The organism is Apilactobacillus nanyangensis (assembly GCF_016861915.1).
Classification (GTDB): Bacteria; Bacillota; Bacilli; order Lactobacillales; family Lactobacillaceae; genus Apilactobacillus; species Apilactobacillus nanyangensis.
Genome location: NZ_BOLX01000001.1, coordinates 82,084 through 102,756, shown reverse-complemented (window position 1 = coordinate 102,756; position 20,673 = coordinate 82,084). Strand labels below are relative to the sequence as shown.

The 20,673-nt window shown below is 37.4% G+C and carries 14 protein-coding genes; 7 read left to right on the top strand and 7 right to left on the bottom strand.

Going from position 1 to position 20,673, the window contains the following annotated elements:
• Nucleotides 1-66: 66 nt before the first annotated feature.
• Entirely contained in the window at nucleotides 67-372 is a 306-nt protein-coding gene (locus JUD45_RS00130) for a hypothetical protein (RefSeq protein ID WP_138727059.1), read from the top strand.
• A gap of 158 nt (nucleotides 373-530) precedes the next feature.
• On the top strand, nucleotides 531-1,424 hold the full coding sequence (locus JUD45_RS00125) for a LysR family transcriptional regulator (protein ID WP_034531417.1): 894 nt from the start codon (nucleotides 531-533) through the stop codon (nucleotides 1,422-1,424).
• 35 nt (nucleotides 1,425-1,459) lie between these two features.
• On the opposite strand, the gene JUD45_RS00120 is transcribed toward JUD45_RS00125, so the two are convergent.
• The 3 genes from JUD45_RS00120 to JUD45_RS00110 all read right to left on the bottom strand — a co-directional run bounded on the left by JUD45_RS00120 (nucleotide 1,460) and on the right by JUD45_RS00110 (nucleotide 2,523).
• Nucleotides 1,460-1,696 (bottom strand): DUF2922 domain-containing protein, encoded by a 237-nt coding sequence (locus tag JUD45_RS00120; protein ID WP_138727060.1) that lies wholly within the window; start codon nucleotides 1,694-1,696, stop codon nucleotides 1,460-1,462.
• Nucleotides 1,697-1,718: 22 nt separating this feature from the next.
• Nucleotides 1,719-1,919 carry a hypothetical protein gene (locus JUD45_RS00115; RefSeq protein ID WP_138727061.1) on the bottom strand — a complete coding sequence of 67 codons (201 nt, stop codon included), beginning with the start codon at nucleotides 1,917-1,919 and terminating at the stop codon, nucleotides 1,719-1,721.
• Nucleotides 1,920-2,001: 82 nt separating this feature from the next.
• The gene (locus JUD45_RS00110; protein WP_138727062.1) at nucleotides 2,002-2,523 is read right to left on the bottom strand and encodes a sigma-70 family RNA polymerase sigma factor; all 522 of its coding nucleotides are present in this window, start codon (nucleotides 2,521-2,523) and stop codon (nucleotides 2,002-2,004) included.
• A 166-nt stretch (nucleotides 2,524-2,689) separates the two neighbouring features.
• Here JUD45_RS00110 and JUD45_RS00105 point away from each other — a divergent pair, with 166 nt between their 5' ends.
• Nucleotides 2,690-3,124: a GNAT family N-acetyltransferase gene (locus tag JUD45_RS00105; protein ID WP_203619417.1), complete on the top strand. Its 435-nt coding sequence runs from the start codon at nucleotides 2,690-2,692 to the stop codon at nucleotides 3,122-3,124.
• Nucleotides 3,125-3,162: 38 nt separating this feature from the next.
• Here the strand turns inward: JUD45_RS00105 and JUD45_RS00100 are convergent, their stop codons facing one another.
• Nucleotides 3,163-3,726, bottom strand: coding sequence for a hypothetical protein (locus tag JUD45_RS00100; RefSeq protein WP_138727064.1), 564 nt, complete (start codon nucleotides 3,724-3,726; stop codon nucleotides 3,163-3,165).
• 122 nt (nucleotides 3,727-3,848) lie between these two features.
• Complete coding sequence (locus JUD45_RS00095) at nucleotides 3,849-5,642, bottom strand: hypothetical protein (protein ID WP_203619416.1); 1,794 nt, start codon at nucleotides 5,640-5,642, stop codon at nucleotides 3,849-3,851.
• Between the two features lie 166 nt (nucleotides 5,643-5,808).
• Between JUD45_RS00095 and rlmD the strand changes: the two genes are divergently transcribed.
• Complete coding sequence (gene rlmD / locus JUD45_RS00090) at nucleotides 5,809-7,212, top strand: 23S rRNA (uracil(1939)-C(5))-methyltransferase RlmD (RefSeq protein WP_138727066.1); 1,404 nt, start codon at nucleotides 5,809-5,811, stop codon at nucleotides 7,210-7,212.
• Nucleotides 7,213-7,234: 22 nt separating this feature from the next.
• Nucleotides 7,235-7,672, top strand: coding sequence for a hypothetical protein (locus tag JUD45_RS00085; RefSeq protein ID WP_187155681.1), 438 nt, complete (start codon nucleotides 7,235-7,237; stop codon nucleotides 7,670-7,672).
• Between the two features lie 55 nt (nucleotides 7,673-7,727).
• On the opposite strand, the gene JUD45_RS00080 is transcribed toward JUD45_RS00085, so the two are convergent.
• Nucleotides 7,728-7,958, bottom strand: coding sequence for a hypothetical protein (locus JUD45_RS00080; protein WP_138727068.1), 231 nt, complete (start codon nucleotides 7,956-7,958; stop codon nucleotides 7,728-7,730).
• A 155-nt stretch (nucleotides 7,959-8,113) separates the two neighbouring features.
• Between JUD45_RS00080 and JUD45_RS00075 the strand changes: the two genes are divergently transcribed.
• Together JUD45_RS00075 and JUD45_RS00070 are read left to right on the top strand one after the other, a co-directional pair.
• The gene (locus JUD45_RS00075) at nucleotides 8,114-9,748 is read left to right on the top strand and encodes a glycosyltransferase (RefSeq protein ID WP_138727069.1); all 1,635 of its coding nucleotides are present in this window, start codon (nucleotides 8,114-8,116) and stop codon (nucleotides 9,746-9,748) included.
• 2 nt (nucleotides 9,749-9,750) lie between these two features.
• On the top strand, nucleotides 9,751-11,265 hold the full coding sequence (locus JUD45_RS00070) for a glycosyltransferase (RefSeq protein ID WP_203619415.1): 1,515 nt from the start codon (nucleotides 9,751-9,753) through the stop codon (nucleotides 11,263-11,265).
• 43 nt (nucleotides 11,266-11,308) lie between these two features.
• Here JUD45_RS00070 and JUD45_RS00065 read toward each other — a convergent pair whose 3' ends face one another.
• Nucleotides 11,309-20,506 carry a DUF5776 domain-containing protein gene (locus tag JUD45_RS00065; protein WP_203619414.1) on the bottom strand — a complete coding sequence of 3,066 codons (9,198 nt, stop codon included), beginning with the start codon at nucleotides 20,504-20,506 and terminating at the stop codon, nucleotides 11,309-11,311.
• Nucleotides 20,507-20,673 lie beyond the last annotated feature (167 nt).

Here is a 20,673-nt window from a genome sequence, read left to right as displayed (position 1 = left end):
CTCCTTCATTATTTAAATGCTAACTCTTCTACTACCTTATATAGATATTTGAAGGGAGGGATTTATTTGTGTAAGTTATATAGAGGACTTAAATTGGATGCCAAATTTGAGCAAGCCAATCTTCATCTCCGTCGCAAGCTACGTCAAAAAATCCAAAACCAGCTTATTAGATATGTCGGAGATAAACATTACTATCCTTGCAATAAGGCACTGGATAAAATTTATTGTGCCAATGATATGCACTACATGCTAGCAATCATTACTAGTTCTAGGCCACGACCGCTGGAGTATATTATTAAATGTGTTAATAATATGGAGGCTCGTAGATATCAGCGCTGGTCAGAAGAAGCGTTTGGTTTCTGGTATCCATAAGCAAAAAAGACGCCATCATCTTGATAGCGTCTTTTATATTATTCGAATTTATTTCGATAGTTTACATAATTTTTTTCAAATGGTTGTTACATATTTTAACAAAAACATATATAATCTAAAACAATAAGTTTTTATTGTAGACGAGAGGATTGATGTACATGATTTCTTTTTCATACCAAGCTTTTGTAACCGTAGTTAGCGAAGAAAGCTTCCACCACGCAGCTCAAAAGCTAGAAGTAACACCTTCTGCAATTTCTCATTCAATTGACAAACTAGAAAAGCAACTGGGGTTTTCACTACTTATTCGTGATAGATCCGGTGTTAAATTAACTGAAGACGGAAAAGATGTTCTTCCAATCATTCAAGATATCTTAAATAATGAAGAACGTCTTCAACAAGAAGCCAATAAAATCAAGGGACTAACTTCTGGAACTGTTAGACTTGGTGCTTTTAGTAGTGTCTGCATCAACTGGTTACCAACAATTATACATAACTTTCATAGCCAATTTCCAAACGTTAAGGTGGAATTAATTCAAAGCGATTTTAACGACATCACCTTACAAGCCCGTCAAGGTAAAATCGATCTTGGTTTTACCTGCCAACCTATCAATGAAAGATTAGTAAAGGCTCTATTGGTGAAGGATAAAATTTATTGCATCACCCCTAAGGATTTCGTTCCAGCAAACGGTAAGAGTATCACTAAGAAGGACGTTGAAAACCAACATTTCATCCTTCAAAAATCTGACTATGATGGTGATACCAAGGCCGTCTTGGATCAATACAACGTTGCACCTAACTCGATTCAATTTAGTATTGATGACCAATCCATCATCGCAATGGTGGAATCAGGATTAGGTATGGGAATTTTACCTAAGCTTGCTTTCCAAAGAATTAACGGTGATGTTTCACTATACCCATTTGACGATGACTTCTACCGTTCAATCTTTATGGTAATGAACTCTGTTCAAATGAAGACCCCAGCTGCTCAAAAAATGGTTTCATGTATTCGTGAATTCATCGAATCAAACTATCCAGATGGATACCTAAAATAAAAAGCCGTGTTGCATAATGCAACACGACTTTTTTATTACTTGGTATTCTTGATTCTCTTATCAAACAATACTTGATTGTTAGTGTCAATAATCTTAGCAGCCACTGGTTCTTTGTATAGGTTACCGTCTTTATCACGGAAAAGGTTCAAGTCTGATAATCGTTGCATTGCTGGCATTACCTTATCAGCAGTTAAATCACCTTCAATGTAATTAAAGCCTAGGTTCTTGTTCTTACCGTTTTCACTCTTAAATGTTAATTCTAGTTTTTTCATTAATTTATCCTCCAATTAAAAATTAGCCGATGAAGCTATTTTCTTGTACTAATTTAGATCCATGAGCTGATGAACCTGTTAATTCGGTGATAATTGCAGTTAGTTGGGCCATTTCTTCACCAGAAACATCTTGAATTGCATTGGCCATATTACGTTTTCTAACAACTTGGTCGCTTCCTAATGTTTCAATTGTGATTTTTGACTTATTCCATTGCTTTTGCATTATGATTTACCTCTTTTCAATTCTTCATAAGTGATTAGCGCTAACCCTTACACTATTAATAACGTTTCTACAGTCAAAAGTGTTACCTTAATTTTGCAAATTCTTCTTGGACACCCTTTTTCCATTGATATACAGTCTTTCGACTGACGTGATACTTCCTGGCAATCTGAGTGACCGTCAATGATTCATTGTAAGCACAACATAAGAACTTCCTTTGATTGCCGGTACAACGTAACCATAATTGATTTAACAAGTCGACACCATCAACCTCGTCATGAGGGGAAAACATTCCACAATCATTATCAATCCATTCATTCTTGTCATCATCCACATTAATAAGGTGATTGTTAATTCGTTGCTGCTTTCTTAGAATATCCAACAGATGCCAATAAACTGACTGGTACAAAAAACCACATATTCTATCATCACCTAAATCTCCATCATACTTACTATAGGCTGTTGCCAGTTGAATAAATCCCTCTTGTTTTAAGTCCTCGAATTGGGGATTATCCATTCTTATGTTTAACCGTTTTAATACTCCATAAACGATTCCAATATGATTTTGTTTCATTAAAAACGTAAAACCATCATCTAAATTATTCATCTTAATCAATCCTTTATCGTATTGATCAAGGGCCCTTGAACGTATAAAAAGATAGCAACAATCTGCCAAAATAACACTGCGGCTTTTTTGAGATAAATCTGCAAAATCTTACACTTTCAATATAAAAAATAGTAGAATGAAAATAATCAATCTAGGAGGTTGTGTCATGGAATGGAAAGTAAAAACATTTGATGAAATCACACGTGATGAACTATGGGCCATCTACTTTGCCCGTGTTCAAACCTTTGTGGTCGAACAAAAACGTCCTTACCAAGAAGTCGATGATGTCGACAAAAAAGCACTACATATCTGGGCTGAAGAAGATGGGCAACTACTAGCCTACGCCAGAGTCTTTCATGGAGAAGATCACACTTCATTTGGTAGAGTCCTTACCACCCCTGCCGCTCGTGGCAAAGGATTGGGAAAGCAATTAATTGAACGCGTATTAAAAGAAATCGACGAACACTTTGATCACCCACGTGTTGAAATCGATTCACAAGATGATAAAGAAGGCTTTTATGCCAAGTTTGGTTTTAAATCAGTCGGTGATGTTTACCAGTTCCACCAAACTCCACACATCAAAATGATTTTGAACAAATAAAAAAATGCATGCAGATAATTTTTATCTACATGCATTTTTTAGTGCATAAATTCCTTAATTTTATTCATATCAATCACACTAGACTCTTCTAACTTCTTTAAGTTAAATTCAACCGGGTTCAAATGGACCCTCGGATCGTTAACGATAAATTCAAAGCCTAATTGGAAATCCTTTTTAGAAATATCATTATGCGATATATCATCATGTTCGTGCTTAGCAATTGAGAATGCTTCAGCGATAATTCGATTTAACTGTTCATCATCACTGCTTCGCTTAATCGAAATTGTGACAATGTAATCATTGGAGATTGGACGCCATCTCGTTAATCCTTCCCTGAATAAATCTAAATTCAACGAATGAGCTAATTCCTCACCATGTAACGTCATATAAATCCGATTCAATTTTATGAATCCACTAGTGTTTAACTTCTCGTCTAGAAAATAAATAAATACTCCTTGACCATTAACTGATGATCGATCCACCCTAATTTTCATTGGTGGTTGGCGCCGATTTAAATACAAAGCGATATAAGCTGTAATGAACGTGCCAATTGCACTCGCCAATTCAAAAATATCATTCCAACTTAGTGGTTCCAAGTGCATTAATATCATCCCTCATCAAGTAATTGATTTAATAATAGTATTTCGTCATCCCCATGATAACATTAATTATTTTTTACCCAATAAAAAAACAACCATCGTTAAATCGATGATTGTTTTTACTTTTAGTCTAGTGGCACATTTGACTTAAGAAGTTCTGATCTCCATAACATCATTAGGTATCCATAACCATTTTCATCAAATGAAAGACTTTCGAACTCTCTATTGGTGTTAAATGTTACGTAGTGAACATCTTGTGGTTTAATATCATCATTTCTTACTTCATCAACAGGAATTGAAACAATCATGTCGTTTGATAGTAAGTATAGACGGTTGTTAACACGGTTAAATGTGACTTGTTGGTTATAACTAGCTGGCCAGTTAATTAAACCTCTAACGGGTGAGAAACTAATTGTATCCCCACTCATTGTTCCACGGAATAATGTGTAAGCATTCTTGATTTCATCAGGTGATTGATGAATTCCAAAGTAAGCATTACCTTCATTATCGAAAGCTAAAGTATGAATGGCGTAGTAATGGTCATTATTGTTTAGCTTGAAACGATAAATATGAACAGGTCGCATAGTATCGGAATCCATTTCAGTAACTTGGTTATAGAAGTCAGCACCCACAACACCTAATTCATCGTCTTGAGCGATGTAAATGTGGTTGTTTGATGGGTTGTATGACAATGTTTGACCATGACCAATGTTGGTTACTGGACTGATTTCGATTAGTTTTGATAGTTGGAAGTATTGCTTGAATAATTCGTTATCTTGGGTAATCTTATCAATCTTCTGGTTATTAGCGTTAATCTTCTTTTGAAGTGCGGCTAATTGCTTTTTATCTTTTGCCATGTATGAACGGTTGGCTCTTTGAACTTGAGCATAAGCTCGACGGTTTTTAGCTGATAATGAAACCGGCTTATTCTTGCTTGCCTTCAAAGCCTTATATGTCTTGTAAAGTCTTGATAGTTTAACAGCTCTTAAGTGCTTTTTCTTTTTAGTCTTAGGATGTTGTTTTCTAATCTTAGCAGCTGCTTTACGGTTAGCTTTCATTTGAGCATTAATTTTACTTACCATCTTTTTCTTGGCATTAGCGTAAATATTTAAAATGCGTTTGTTCTTCTTGTTGAAAGCAGTCACAATTTTGTTTAGCTTGTTAGCCTTTGGTTGTAACTTATTGTTTGCAGTTCGATATGAGTTAGTTTTAACAATGTAGTCTGAAAGTTGCTTATTGTTATCCTCACCATATGTTGACTTGCGGTTAAAGAAGTTAAATACCTTAGCCATTAGATCTTGTTGAGAAGTCGCGTCAATTCCCAAACTATCTAAAGCATCCATCTTTAACTTAACAATTGCACCTTTATTAGTATTGGTACCAGCTGATTCAACAAAATAAATACTACCATTAGCCATTACAGCTCCTTGGTAGTTACCGTGTTCGGAAGGACCTACATGAAAACCTAATGGGAAAAACCATTTAGTTTGGAATGTAACCTTACCGGTATTAACAGAGTCAATTGAAGAATAGCTGTTAGGTGCAGACATATCACTAACACGTGTATAGTCACCCCACGTTGGAGTCACTGTTGGTGTGTCAGTGTTGATCAAGTGATAATCAGTTTTCTTATCATCAACATAGGCATTATCGCTTACCGTAGTTGCGATAGAGTTTTGCTTATTATCGTCGATATTCTTATTGTCATTGTATGGACCAGTTGGCTTTTGACTAGCTGATCCGGTGTTACTTCCACCATCAATGGCTTCTGGTTTTTTATCGTCAATAACGTCAGACTTAGTTACTTTAGCGACTGGCTTGTTATCGGCCGATGCATTTACTCCCAGCCCCATAGCTGGCATAGATAACATCAAAGTTGACATTGTAAGAATCAAAAATGATTTTTTTATCTTTAACATCTCGAAATTTCCTCCCCGTACATGATGTATGTACCAACTATATTTATAACCTTTTATGGTAATATTTGCAATTAATAATTAAATAAAAAGGAGTACCTCAATTTAAAATCATTTTATCCATGATATAATGTAGGTTAATTATGTATAAATGAAAAGGACGTTTTTAATGGCATACCAAAATCGCAATAATCGATCCAACTACAACGACGTCGAAGTCGAAGTTGGACAACAATTTAAAATGACCATCAAAAGAATGGGCATTAATGGTGAAGGAATTGGCTTTTATGAACACAAGCTTGTGTTTGTAACCGGTGCTTTTACCGATGAAAAAGTCGTCGCTGAAGTAACCAAGGTGTACCCTAATTACATCAAAGCAAAAGCTGTCAAAATCAACCGTGTATCTCAAGATCGTGTTGAACCTCGCGATAGTTATGCTGGTAGTGTTGGTGGATTCGAACTTGAATCTCTTTCATACCCTGCACAACTTCGTTTCAAACGCGACCTAATTAAACAAGCATTAGAAAAATTCCAACCACAAGGTTACAAGAACTTCAAAGTTCGTTCTACCATGGGAATGGAAGACCCTTACGAATACCGTAATAAGGCTCAATTCCCCGTTAGAATGAAAGATGGTAAGGTAATTGCTGGATTGTTCAAAGAAGGAACTCACGACTTAGTCGATCTTCCTGAATGTTCGGTTCAATACCCTGCAACCATGAAGGTAATGAGAAAGATTATCGAATTTATTAACGAACTAGAAATTCCTGTTTTCGATGAATCAAACAATTCCGGAATCATTAAGACAGTGATTGTCCGTGCCGCATTGAACACTGATGATGTTCAAGTAGTCTTCGTTACCAACACTCCTAAGTTCGTTAAAAAAGGCTTCATGCTAAAGAAGATTATGATGGAATTACCTGAAGTTACTTCTGTAATGCAAAACATCAATCCTGGCGACTCCCCTCTTATCTGGGGTGACAAGACAGTTCATTTAGCCGGTAAAGATACTATTGTTGAAAAGATTAAGGGACTAAGCTTCGAGCTATCAGCTCGCGCTTTCCTACAATTAAACTCAATCATGCTTCCTCGTCTATACGAAGTTGCCATCTCAGCTCTTGAACTTACAGGAAATGAAAAAATCGTCGATGCATACTCAGGTGTTGGTACCATTGGTTTACCACTTGCAAAGCATGCTGAAGAAATTCGTGGAATGGATATTATTCCAGAAGCCGTTGAAGATGCTAATCACAATGCTATCATCAATAAAATCAGAAATGCTTACTACGAAGTTGGTAAAGCCGAGGATCTTCTTCCTGAATGGTTAGAAGAAGGTTTCAAGCCTGATGCTATCATCGTTGATCCACCACGTACTGGACTAGACGATAAATTAATTGACGCAATTTTAAAGAGTGCGCCAGAAAAATTCGTATATGTATCATGTAACCCTTCAACCATGGCTGCCGATTTAGTTCAACTAACTCGTAAATACAAAGTTGACTATATTCAACCAATCGACATGATGCCACAAACACCACGTTGTGAAGCAGTTGTTAAATTCACTAGAAAATAATCGATAGAAAGTAGGTATTCAAATGAATAACTTCCCTAAACCACCAGATTTCAAGCAAAACTTCGTCTTTATGATTAAGCGTGACGATCGCATCAAGTTTGGTCGTTTTGGATTTTCCATTCTATCATTCTTGTTACATTGGATTCCTTCAATTCTTCGTTCTGACTACTACAATACCGCCTGCATCTTAGGTGTTGATGCTTGTATCTACATGGCTACTCATATGATTTTACAATTAGTATTAAACGTTGATCCAAGTAATGCAGCAAACATCACTTACTTCATTGGAGCAGTGATTTGGGGGCTAGGATACAACACCATGTACATCAAACGTCTAGTTAACAAAGGATTCAAGCCAATTGACGTTGACTCTCAAAGCGTTTTAAAACAACATCGCATTGATTGCGAACTAACTGACATGACTCCAGATGAAATTAACCATCAAGGACCAATGTTATAAAAGAAAAGACTCAAGAATAATTCTTGAGTCTTTTTTATTTGTCTTTTTATTAGTATTATTTGCTAATCTTTAAATCTAAATCGTCACCAATGTTTTCGGTGTAATTAAAGCCAGCTTCTTTGAAGTATTTCTTTAATTCATCATTTACATTCTTTAGTGGACGGCGATCTTCCTTTTGTTGAAACGCCTTAATGTCATATGCAGAATTATCTGAGTCCACATTTACAAAGTTGTATTCCACATCGACGGTGTTTAGAATTTGTTGAATTAATTGTCTTTCTGTCATAATTATCCTCCCAATAATACTTCACTTTCAATTGTAAGACTAATTTAGACATTTGTTAAAAAAACATTGAAAATTCTTTCTTAAGATTTTCTTTAATCAAATTTAACTCTCACTGCGTTATAATAATTGTAATTACATAAAAAGGAGTATCCGATATGAATTTTTTCTTAAATTCTAGCTTTAATGCCAAAAACTCCGGGATTGAACACGCCCAGTTAAAACGCGCAAAACTATTCGAAAAATTCGGCGAAGACTATCGATTGGTCTTTCGTGAATGGAATCCACTATTACACTTTCATTTAAATAATAATGGAATCTCAGATAAATACATTCTAAGTATTTTCGATTATTTCCAAAAAGCTACCAATGTACAAAACAAGACAATCCGTCCAAAAGATATCAACTTCGGTGTCGCTAACTTAAGATACGAAGATGAAAAAGATCAAAACCGTGTAATTGTCTACAATAAGAATCAAATCGTTGCTCGTATCAACCTATTTGATAAGGAAGTTACTAACGATACAATCGTTAAATCTGTTGAACTATTCGATGGATTTGCCAACCTTTACCGCGTTGATTTCTATGATTACCGTGGTTTCTTATCAATGGCTCAATGGTATACTCCTGATAACAAAATTGCGACTGAAACTTGGTACACCCCTGAAGGTCGTCCTGCTATTGAGGACTACTTCAGACTAAACGCCCAAGGTAAAATGGAAAAGTCAGGATTTAAGACCATCGATGAAAACGGCACCGTTCGTACTCACAATAATATCGTTGGCCTAATTCAAGAATTCCTTGAAAAAGTAAACGTTGAATTCATGGATAAGGATCATCCAAACATATACGTAATGGATCGTTCTGATTACTTTGAAGAAATCCTGGAAACATTGAGTTCTCCTACCTACACCGTCTTGCACCTTCACAACTCACATGCCGGTGATGCACAAGAACCAGATACTTCAATCATGAACAACAACTACGAATACTCACTTACTGATGCCAACAGATACGACGCAATTGTTTCTGCTACTGAAAAGCAAACTAGAGACGTTAAACGTCGTTTCAATCCATCAGTTGATATGTTTACCATCCCCGTTGGTGTGATTAAGAATGAAGACCTAAAGGGTCAACGTGTTCCAATGAAGGATCGTAAGAAACATAGTATCGTAGTAACCGCCAGAGTAGCCCCTGAAAAACAAATCAATAAGATTATCGATGCAATGGGCATGGCTAAAAAGGAAGTTCCAGATATCAATATGGACGTCTATGGATACGTCGACCACTCCAACGATGATATCGCAATGAAGCGCATTAACGCGTCACTAGACGAATATGATTTAAAGGATGCCGTTCATCTACACAGCTACACCAATGACGTTGCAGGTGTGCAAAAAAACGCCCAACTATACGCCCTAGCCTCTGTCATGGAAGGTTTCAATCTTGCCCTAATGGAAGCCCAAGCTCAAGGTGATGTTGGTGTTACCTTTGACACTAACTACGGTCCAAATGAATTAATCGTCGACAACGAAAATGGCTATGTCGTGGATTATGACGATACCAAGGCCCTATCAGAGAGAATGGTCAAACTATTTACCGACGACGAATTACTACAAAAGATGTCAGACCAAGCTTATGAATTATCAAACCGTTTCTCAGAAGACAGTGTCTGGCACGATTGGCAACAATTAATTGAATCAGCTAAGAAGACTTGGCAAGACAAACTAAAAACATACCACTTCGATATTACAAATGGTCTAAGTGATATGGAACACAACGAGGAGGCCTAATCATGAGCAAGAAATTTTTATTCGTGAATGAAAACATTTTTACATTCAATTCGGGAACTGAATTTTCAGCCATGAACCGAATCAAACTGTTCAAACAAAATAACGTTGATGCCAAGATTGTTACCAGAAACTTCAATCCATCACTACACCAAGAAATCAAAAAATACGGTATCGATGATGACGACATCATCAACATGTATGACTATTTCCAAGGTGAAATGGGTCCTAAAAAGCATCATGAATATCTAAGATATTCTAACCTAGTCGACAAACATGAATACAAAATCGACGGTGTAGATAATAACAAATCATACATCGAAAAGTTAGGTCAACGCGTTGCTAAAGTTTCAATTTTCCCACTTACTGTTGGTGAAATCGGTAATGTTGATTACTACGATAATTTCGGCAACGTCGCAAGTCGTGATGTCTTCGACTATCGTGGCTTTAAATCAAAGGAAATCTACATGCATCCAGATGGCCAGATTGGACACGAACTAGTATTTAACAAAGCTGGTCAACCGGTCATGGAAATCACCCATATGAACATCGGCGATCAAGTTCTCCCTACCATGTTTAAACTATTAAACTACAAGGGAAATATTTATCGTTTCAATACTGAAGATGAATTGTACTCATTCTTCCTAAACGAAATTTCCGATAAGGATACAGTGATTATCAACGACCGTCCTTCATTAACTGCTGCCGTTGGTAACGTTAATAATACTAAACACAAGTATCAAATCATGCACAATGAACACACCGAAGATGCTTCTCAAGCTGGTAATCCAAATGCAAAGTTATTCGATAATTTGAATCCATTATTTGATAATTATCAAAACAGTTACGCAGGTGTCATCACCCCTACTCAAGCACAAAGTAACGATTTGCAAAAACGTTATCCAAAGATGAACTTCTACAGTATCTTTGATTCAGCCATCCTTGAAATACACAAGCCGGTTGCAAACGTAACTAACCATGAAATCACATACATGGGACGTATCTTTAGGGATAAGAATGTTGCTGAATTGATTTCAATCATCCCTGCTGTTAAACAAACTATTCCTGATGTTCATCTAACCATGATGGGATACTTCGAATCAGCTCAATTCAAGAATGAACTAGAAGAAATCATCAAACAACTAAACGTCCAAGACAGTGTCTCAATGATTGATTACAAGGCCGGAAAAGATAAGCAAAACGTTCTAGAAAAAACTCGTGTCCTAGTTCAATCATCAAAAGGTGAAGGCCTAAGTATGGCTCTAATCGAAGGCCTACAATATGGAATCCCTGAAGTCGCATACGACGTTAACTATGGTCCAAATGAAATCATCGATGATGATAAAAATGGATACCTAGTGGAATCTGGTGACTTAGGCAAATTCGCAAGTCGTGTTATCGACGTTTTAGGCAATGATGAAAAACATCAACAATTTAGCAATCATGCGATTGAAAAGTCTGATAAGTTCAGTGCCGAAAATGTTATGAAACAATGGAATCAATTCTTTGAAACCATATAAATAAAATAAAAAAGCCCCTATCAATTTGATAGGAGCTTTTTTATTATTCTTTGTTTATCCAGGTCTTGTTAGCAGTAATGTACTTACCATTACCAATATATAGTCTGGTGATTCCCTTGTAATGTACAACTCGTTCTACTTTTACTCTACTATTAGCACTAATTCGTCCAATAGCATGTTTCTTAGCAAATACTGGGCTGTTGTAAATGATGATACCCTTGTGTCTGATTACACGGTAGTATTGGTTATTATTTTGCTTTTCAACGGCATAATAACCATCTGTGTAATCAGAATTGTCTACGTATTTACCGAGAACCTTTAATTGTAGATGACCGTCCACGTATCTGTATCCCGTCACCTTGTGAACTGAAGTACGTCTTCTTTCTTTGTTAAGATCATAAACATACTTAGGAACATTATCGAAATCATTTCTAAGTGATACTAACTTCTTATTTGAAGTAATGTATTCACCATTGCCTACATATAGTCTGGTAATTCCGTTGTATTCCACTACCTTTTCAACCTTAAATTCTGTTCCGTAAGACATGTAACGTTTACGTTCATGTTTTGCGAAGTTTTGACTACCATATACCCAAACACCATTATGTGATGTGACAATGTAGTCGTTTGAAGGTTCGTTAGTAGAGTAATACTTACTGTTAGTTGCCTTGATATCATTGATTTGTGCTTTTAGTTGATTAATCAATGCTTCATCAGCAGCATTCTTATCATTGAATGACTTAGTCAATTCTGCTAATTTGGCTTCATATTGTGTTTGTAGTGAATCTGCTTGGCTCTTTAGTTTGGAGTGTTCATTATTCATGGCCGCAATTGAAGTTGCTTCTTGTTGCGCCTTAATGATGTTAACTGCATTTTGATAATCTGCAGTAAGTGAATCCCTAATTGCCTTTGCACGTTCATCTGATTCACTTGCAGCAACGCTTTGAGCGCTTCTCATCGCTTCTGCGTTAGCAGATGCTTGAGAGCTCAATTCTGCATCTCGTTGAGCGCTTAGTGCTGCAATCGCACTAGCGTATTCGGCACTCTTAGCAGCCATCATGCTATCAGCTTGTGAGCTAGCTTGAGCAAGAGCAGATTGCTTGTTGCCCTCTACTTCTGCACTAAGTGATGCCATTTGGCTAGCAAATGTCGAATTAGCAGCATTTGATGATGCCAAGTATTGTTCTTCCAAGGCAGCCTTTTGAGAACTCATGTCATTATCAGCGATACTCTTAGCAACACTTGCCGCACTGGATGCAGCACTATCAGCTTCTGATTTGGCCTTACTACGTTCATCTGCAATTAAGCTATCATATTTTTCCTTAATTACTTTTTCAGCTGAAGCATTTGATTGAGCTAAGCTGTCCAATTGAGCTTGGGCAGAACTGTTCATAGCATTTCTCACATCTTCAATTGCTTGGCTAGCAGCAAGTGATTGTGCTGTTGTTTGATCATTCAATGATTGAACTTGTTTAGCATATGAGTCAGCGTATGAATCAGCAATTGACTTAGCAATACTTGATGCCTGACTTGAAGCTGAATTAATTGTTGAATCCATTACAGATTGAGCAATTGATGAAGCAGATTCACTGTCAGCTTTGGCCTTCGAATTAGCACTTGATAGTGCTTCTGAATTAGCGATTGAAGTCGCTATTGATTGTGAACTAGCTAAACTTTCCGCAGCAGATTTAGCGGCAGATACCGCAGAACTACGGATTGAATCAGCATTGTTTGAAGCGTAGACACTATCGTTGTATGCCTTTTGCTTGGCATCATCTAATGCCTTAGCGTTAGCTGAATTTAATGCGGCAATATTGGAATTTGCCACACTTTCAGCTAATGACTTCGCAGCTTCAATTGCATCTTGAGCACTCTTGGCTGCAGACATACTATCAGCAATAGATTTAGTCTTAGCATCATCTTGAGCCTTGGAGTTGGCTGAATTAATGGCATCAATATCTGCTTGGGCTTGTGAAGCAGCCAAACTCTTAGCAGCTGAGATTGCGTCGGCAATATCGCTTTGAGCCTTTTGTTGAGCTGCAATGCTGTCAGCAGTTGATTGTTGTCTTGCTGAATTCAATTCTTCTTCATACTTAGTTTGTAATGAAGCAATTTGAGATGCAGCAAGGCTTCTTTGAGCTTCTTCAACAGCATTAATTGCACTTTGCGCACTTTGTAGTGCTGCTAGACTATCTTGTTGGGCCTTTTGTTGAGCAGCAGAAATTGCAGCTTGGTTGGCACTATTTAGTGAAGCAATCAAAGAGTTAGCTGAATCTTGAGCGGATTGTCTTGCTGAATCCAATGCTGAATTCTTGACTGATTCCGCACGACTTGATGCAGCTGAGCTATCATCCAATGCCTTTTGTTGAGCTGAACTCAACGCTTGTGAGTTAGCAGCTGATTGACTGTCTAATGCAGCTGTGATTGATTGTTGAGCTGCAATACTTGCGGCACTTAGTTTGATATTATATAGACTATCTGCCATCAAACTATCTTGTTGGGCCTTACGTTGAGCATCCACTAGTGCTTGTGAGTTAGCGGCAGCAACAGCGATTGATTGTTCCTCAGCGATGCTCTTAGCAACTGATTGAGCTGATGATACAGCATTACTTCGTTCTTGATCAGCCGCTTCACTTGCAGCTGCCAAACTTGATTGATATTGAGCTGCTTGATCACTTAGAACCTTAGCATAGGAATCTTCAATTTCCTTGATTTGAGCATCTGTTACCATCTTAGCAGCTGATTGAGCTGATGCAATGGCCTGATTCATCAATGAATCAGCGTAACTAGAAGCAGAAACACTATCTGCATCGGCCTTTGACTTGGCATCAGACAATGATTGTGAGTTTGCTGATGATTGGTTAGCAAAGACTGAGTTTGCTGAATCTTGAACTGATTTTTGCGCAGAAGCGATTGCTGAATCCATAATGGACTTAGCAAGTGATGATGCCTGTAAACTATCTGCGTTAGCCTTTGAAATGGCAGCAGATAATGCTTGTGAGTTCGCAGTTGATGTTGCATCTGATTGAGCCGCAGCTACTGATTGGGCTTGAGCAATCGCATCGTCGACTGCTTTTTGAATTGCGGCTTGAGCTGATGAGGACGCATTTTGGCTATCCGTGATTGCTTTACTACGTGCCGCATCTAGTGCTTGTGAATTAGCAAGTGAAACAGCTTGTGATTGTTGAGCTGCTAAACTATTTGCATCATTGACTGCCTTTTGAACCGCGTCTGCCTGTGCAGATTCGTATGACTGAGCAAGTTGATTTTGCTTAGTAGCATATGAACTGTTCAATGAACTAATTGAAATGGCGTTGGCTGCGGCCAAACTATTAGCGTAACTTTGAAGTGCGCTAATGCTATTAGCTGCATTTTCTGAGTCTTTTTGGTATTTACTATTCAAGTCACTTAATTCTTGTGCATAAGAACTAGCGATACTATTTGCCTTATTGTTAGCGTCAGTTATCGCTAAGATGTTCTTAAGTGCTGCAGCGGAACTATCAGCCATTAAACTACTAATTTTGTTTGAATAACTATTCATTTGTGAAGTTGCACTATCAATCTTAGCTTGCGCTGCGGCTGAACTAGCTTGTGATTCATTTTGTAGGTTACTAATGTAATCACTGTATGAGTTGGCAATTGATTTTCTTTCAGCAATTGCTGAACTTCTAGCTACTTCAGCAGCAACACTTTGTTCGTATGAGTTCTTTGATTGTTCGGCAGCAATGGATGAAGCCTTAGAAGCTGCTTGTGAAATGGCTGCTGATGATTGCAATGACGCCTCTTGAGCAGCGCTCTGGGCTGCTGAGATTGTTGCATTGAAATCATTTTGCATACTGCTTAATTGATCTTGGTACTTAATTACCTCGTTAGATGCAGAATTTCTATCAGCTTGTAAACTATTAATTACAGCTTCATATGATGCAACCACTGAACTATAAGAGCTAGCGGCTACTGAGCTATCATAGCTAGCTTGGATGGAAGAAGCATAACTAGCAGATGACAAACTATTGATTGCGGATGAATTTAGACTGTTTTGGGCGCTAGCACTTAATTGCAAGTAAGCAAGTGATTGATTAGCAACAGTAATTTGATTACGTAATTCATTAATAATTCTGTCGTAATCAGCATTCAAACTGCTAATTTGTGATTGGTATGAATCATTTAGAACTTTTTGTGCAGCAGATACGGCACTGTTCTTGTCATTTTCTGCGTTTACAGAAGCAGCAGAAGAATCCGCTTGGGATTTGGCAATCAAATCATCAATTGCTTTTGAATTTGCAATTGATGTAGCTGTAGATTGTGCATCCGCAGCTGCTTGAGCTTGACTCTTTGCCTTTTCAACCGCAGCTTTCACTGTGGAATTCATCAAATCAACAGCTGCTCTAGAATCATCGGCAGCCTTTTGACTCAATGAATTAACTACTCTAGCGTTTTCGTCTGCGATTGCTTTAATTTGTTCAGCAGCTTGTTGTGATGCAATTGCTTGAGCTGATTTAACCGCATTAGCAATTGCTGATTGAGCACTGTCAGCTGCACTTGATAGGTCTTGTTCCTTCTTCTTGTTCAAGTCATCGATTGCCACAGAGTTAGCGCTACTTTGAGCAGAGAATTCTGTTGATGCTTGACTGGAAGCTTCGCTTGATGCCTTTGATACTGCATCGCTGATTGCCGTATTGGCACTACTTTGAGCTTGAGTTAATTCGTTACTCTTTTGAGCGTTGATAGCATCAATTGCTTTACTATTTTCCTCTGACAATAATGCCATTTTTGAATTAGCGGAGTCTTGAGCTGATGAAATTGCTGATGCCACAGCAGAATCCACGGCTTCTTGTGCCTTTTGCAATGCAGCCTTAGAGTCGGCAATTGATTTATTAGTTAAATCTTCAATTGCTTTTGAGTTAGCCAAAGATAGTTGTTGTGCTTCAGTACTTGCTGAATCTTGAGCTGATTTAATAGCACTTCTCGTTGCACTGTTTGCTTGTTGGGAAGCGTTATTTAGATCATTTTGTGCTTTACTTTGTAAATCAGAAATTGCTTGAGAGTTAGCTAGAGAAACAGCTTTAGAATCCGCCTCTGCCTTTGCTTGAGCATCACTTTGTGCTTGTTGCACAGCTTGGGCAATTGCGGCTTGCGCACTGTTTGATGCACTAATTGAATCTTGTTGGCTCTTAGTTTGAAGACTACTAATTGCACTCGCGTTATCATTGGCAACAGATTGAGCCACTGAACTAGCTGAGTCTTGAACGGACTTAACCGCACTGTTCATTTTCGTTTGAGCATCATTTTGAGCAGCCTGCATACTATTATTAAATTGAGTTTGAAGATCGTTAATCTTTTGTGCATTAGCTTGTGAAGCAGCTTTTGATTCATCTTCCGCCTTGCTTTCTGCAAGTGATTTAGCATTATCAGCAGCTTGTGAAATCGCAATTTGCGCACTGTTTGATGCACTAATTGAATCTTGTTCACTCTTAGCTTGAAGACTGTTAATTGTGTTTTGATTTTGTTGCGCTACTGATTGAGCAACAGAGCTCGCTGAATCCTGAGCGGACTTAACCGCACTGTTCATTTTGGTTTGAGCATCGTTGGATGCTTGTAATGAGTCTGATTCGTACTTAGCCTTCAATTGATCAACTGCTTGTGAGTTGGCAATTGATGTTGCAGTTGATTTGGCGTTAGCATCATCAATCGCAGATTGAACCGCACTGTTGATTGCGGCAACGGCACTATCAGCAGCCGCTTTTGAATCAGCTTCACTCTTTTGTTGAAGTGCAGCAATGGCAGCATTGTTAGAATCAGTAATTGACTTAACCAAACTATCTGCATTTTGTTTTGCAGCCACACTAGCTGCAGACAATGCGTCAGTTAGGTTTTGTGCTGCTTGTTGTGAAGCTGCTTTGGAATCAGCTTCACTCTTGTTTAGTAGGTTTTGCATTGCTGAAGAGTTATCTGCACTTTGTTTTGCAAAAGTATCATTAGCTGAACTGGTGATACTTGAAATAGCGTTGTTTAGTGCAGTTTGCGCTGCTTGTGAAGCAGCAGTAGAAGCTGCTTGATATTGTGCTTGTTGTGCTGAACTGCTTTGAGCATATTGTTGTTGCAATGAAGAAACGGTGCTGTTTAATGCACCTTGAGCAGAAGAAGTCACTGAGTTGGCAGCTGATGTTGCAGCACTGTTAATTGCAGTATTAGCTGAATCACTCAAATTTTGAATCGCTGTTTGATAACTTGAATTCAAACTGTTGGTCAAACTTTGGTTTTGACTAGTTAGTTGGGTCATCACTCCGGCAGCAGATTGTTGCACACTAGCAATTGCACTTGATCTTAATGAATCAGCAAGTGTTTGTGCTGCTTGTGAGTCTGATATCGACTTTTGTACTAGCTCGTTAATTTTTTGTTGAATTTGTAAATTAATTTCTTGTGTCTTTTGATGATTAACAGCATTCATCGAGTCAGTTGCTGATTGAACAGCACTACTCTTATCAATTTCAGCCTGACTAGATGCGGCAGCTAAACTGTTATTATATTGAGTTTGCAACTGTGCTAATTGTTTTTCATTTTGAGTGTTCAATGAGTCTTGAACTGATTGAGCTGATGATTGCACAGAAGTCAATGTTTGGTTAATTGCGTTAGCTTTGTCAATTGCAGCTGAACTACTCAAACTTTGCAATGCACTATTAGCAGAAGCAATCAATGATTGAGCATAGCTTGAAGCTTTTTGAGAAGCTTGCGCAGCCTGTTGTGCAGCTTGTAATGATTGATTTTGAATTGCAGCTAGTGATCTTTGGTAGTTGGCACTAGCGATTGCAGAATTGAATGATGCAATACTGTTTGCGATTGAATTTGCTTGACTGGATGCTGAACTAATTGCATCAGCGATTGATTGGTTAACGGCCGCTTTAGAGCTTTGAATATATGATGCAGCTGATGAATTGTTTTCGGATGCTAATGAATCAGCAAATTCTGGTTTTGGAAGAACGTAAACATAAGCAGTTCCATTCCATAGTTGTGGCAAAACATGGCCAGTACTATTTTGGTTGTTTAGATAATAATTATTATCCAAAGATGTAATTGAAGTAATAGCTGGATTATTAGTATCACCGTTGAATACAGCTACTTGGCCTTGTCCACTTACATGACTACCATTTGAAGTAATAAATTGGATTGGATAATTGATAACATTTACGGTTGGAGCAACATTGATTTGATATTGACCATTATTATTAATAATTTGACCTGTTGTCATGTAATAGTTATTACTATCAAAAGTTCCATTATCTACTAATCTTGGTGTGTTATTAGAATTTAAAACAATGGATCCTTTACCATGACTGCTGCCATTACTATCGATAAAATATACCGGTAAGGTTTTAGTAATTGAGTATGGGTTAACAACTACTTGGTATTGACCATTTACAGTCACTACGGAACCATTAACAACATAGTAGTTATTAATATCTAAGTTACCATTATCAACTAACTTAGGATTATTATTACTATCAAACACAATTGTTCCAGTTCCGTGAGAGATGCCATTTTTATCAACAAAGGTCGCATTAGCAGTCTTGACAAGATTATTGGGCAATACTTCCATGGTAAAGTTATCATCATTCGTGTCCTTAACTAATTGAGCATTTGGACTGATGTGGTAATTACTGCTACCCAAATTACCATAGTCAACCAACTGAGCAATATTATTACCGTTAACATTTACTTGTCCAGTATATGGTTTACCATTGCTATCTAGAAGTACAGAACCTCTATTAGTAAATGTTACAGTCGATGTTCTAGCATTTTTCAAAACATTAATAGTGTAGACACCTGTAGCGCTAGACTGAGCTGATGAATTATATGAAAGATGATATCCGGTTGAATTTAAGTTAGTTGTATCACCCAACGTGGTCGTCCCATCAGCATTTAAATATACAGTACCAGTAATTGGATTATTATTGCTATCAGATAAAACTTGATTATTAGGAGTAACAAAGTTAAGTGTTGCAGTTTTCTTATTTACGATAACTGCATACTGACCACTTTTTTTGGCATCACTGGTAATACTTGGATTAGATGCATTAGGAACGTAATAGTATTTGGTAGGTAGGTTCCCTGTGCTATAAGTGTTAGTTATACTTCCGTCATTATTAACGTTAACAGTTCCTGTTCCAACTACATTACCGCTGGCATCATAAAAGTTTAGTGGTTTTGGCTTTGCAGCAGGTACTAATGTGACAACATAATTATAATTAGAATTCATTTTCAATTGTGATCCGACATTTGCAATATAGTTAGTACCATTCATGTTGTAAAAACTGGTTACCTTTTGCAAGGAATTATTAGAACTGTTTAAAACTGCCATCCCCATTGCTGGGTTACCATCTGTTCCTATAATCGGACTTCCATTCCCATCAACAAATGAAACTGGAGTAAGAAAGGTGGAATTAGTACCCTTTATTTCAACGGTAAGTTGAGGAGTTCCTAAATAGTTTAAAACCGGTGTTTGGTTGGCAGTTAGAACATAAGTGGTGCCGGGAGTAGTTATATTATTAGGATTATTTAATTGATTAACACCATTAGCATTTGGGGTCGCTGAATTCAAAATTTGGTAATTATTTGGATTAGTGTTGTTCGCCACAAAAGCTTGTGATGCCCCACCACCTAGCGGTTGATTACCATTGACATCATTAAAATAAACCGATTGTGAAGTTGAAGCGAAGTTATCACGATAGCTTAGACCTTGCGCCAAGTTAGCACGATACACGGCAGCATTACTATCAATGTTGCTTTGTGCAGATGAAGCCATTTGATCAATGATTGCTTGCGCTTCAGATAGACTAACCCCTGTTAGTGAATTATTAGAGTTACTGCTTTGGCTATTATTGTTACTAGTGTCTAAATTTGATTGTACATTGTCACTACTAACGCTATTAGCAGTATTCAACGCACTTGAAGATGAACTACTTGTTGTAGAACTACTTTGAGAATTAGACATTGTGTTCGTTTTACTAGTTAATACTGGACTCTTTGTTTGGTTACTTGAATCACTACTTTGATCCACAACTGCCGCTGCTTGACCTTTAATTGTCTCATCAGCGTTTGCACTAACTTGAGTTGTCATCAGAGTAAGACCAGCCGCACCAAAAAGAGCAAAGGAAGAAACGGATACTACGACCCAGTTTTTCTTTACTTTTTTCAAAATTTTCTTGTCGTTAAGCTTTCTTATTTTTCTCTTATTATACTTCAATGAAAAGGCACCTCCCCTTTAATTTTTAAATAATAAACCTACAGAATCGTTTTTATACATCGAATATAATACCCTATAACCACGGGGAATACTTCGATAAAACATCAATTTTATAAAATTTTAAAAAAATAAATAACTCCTTAATATTTAGATGATATTTTTTCTAA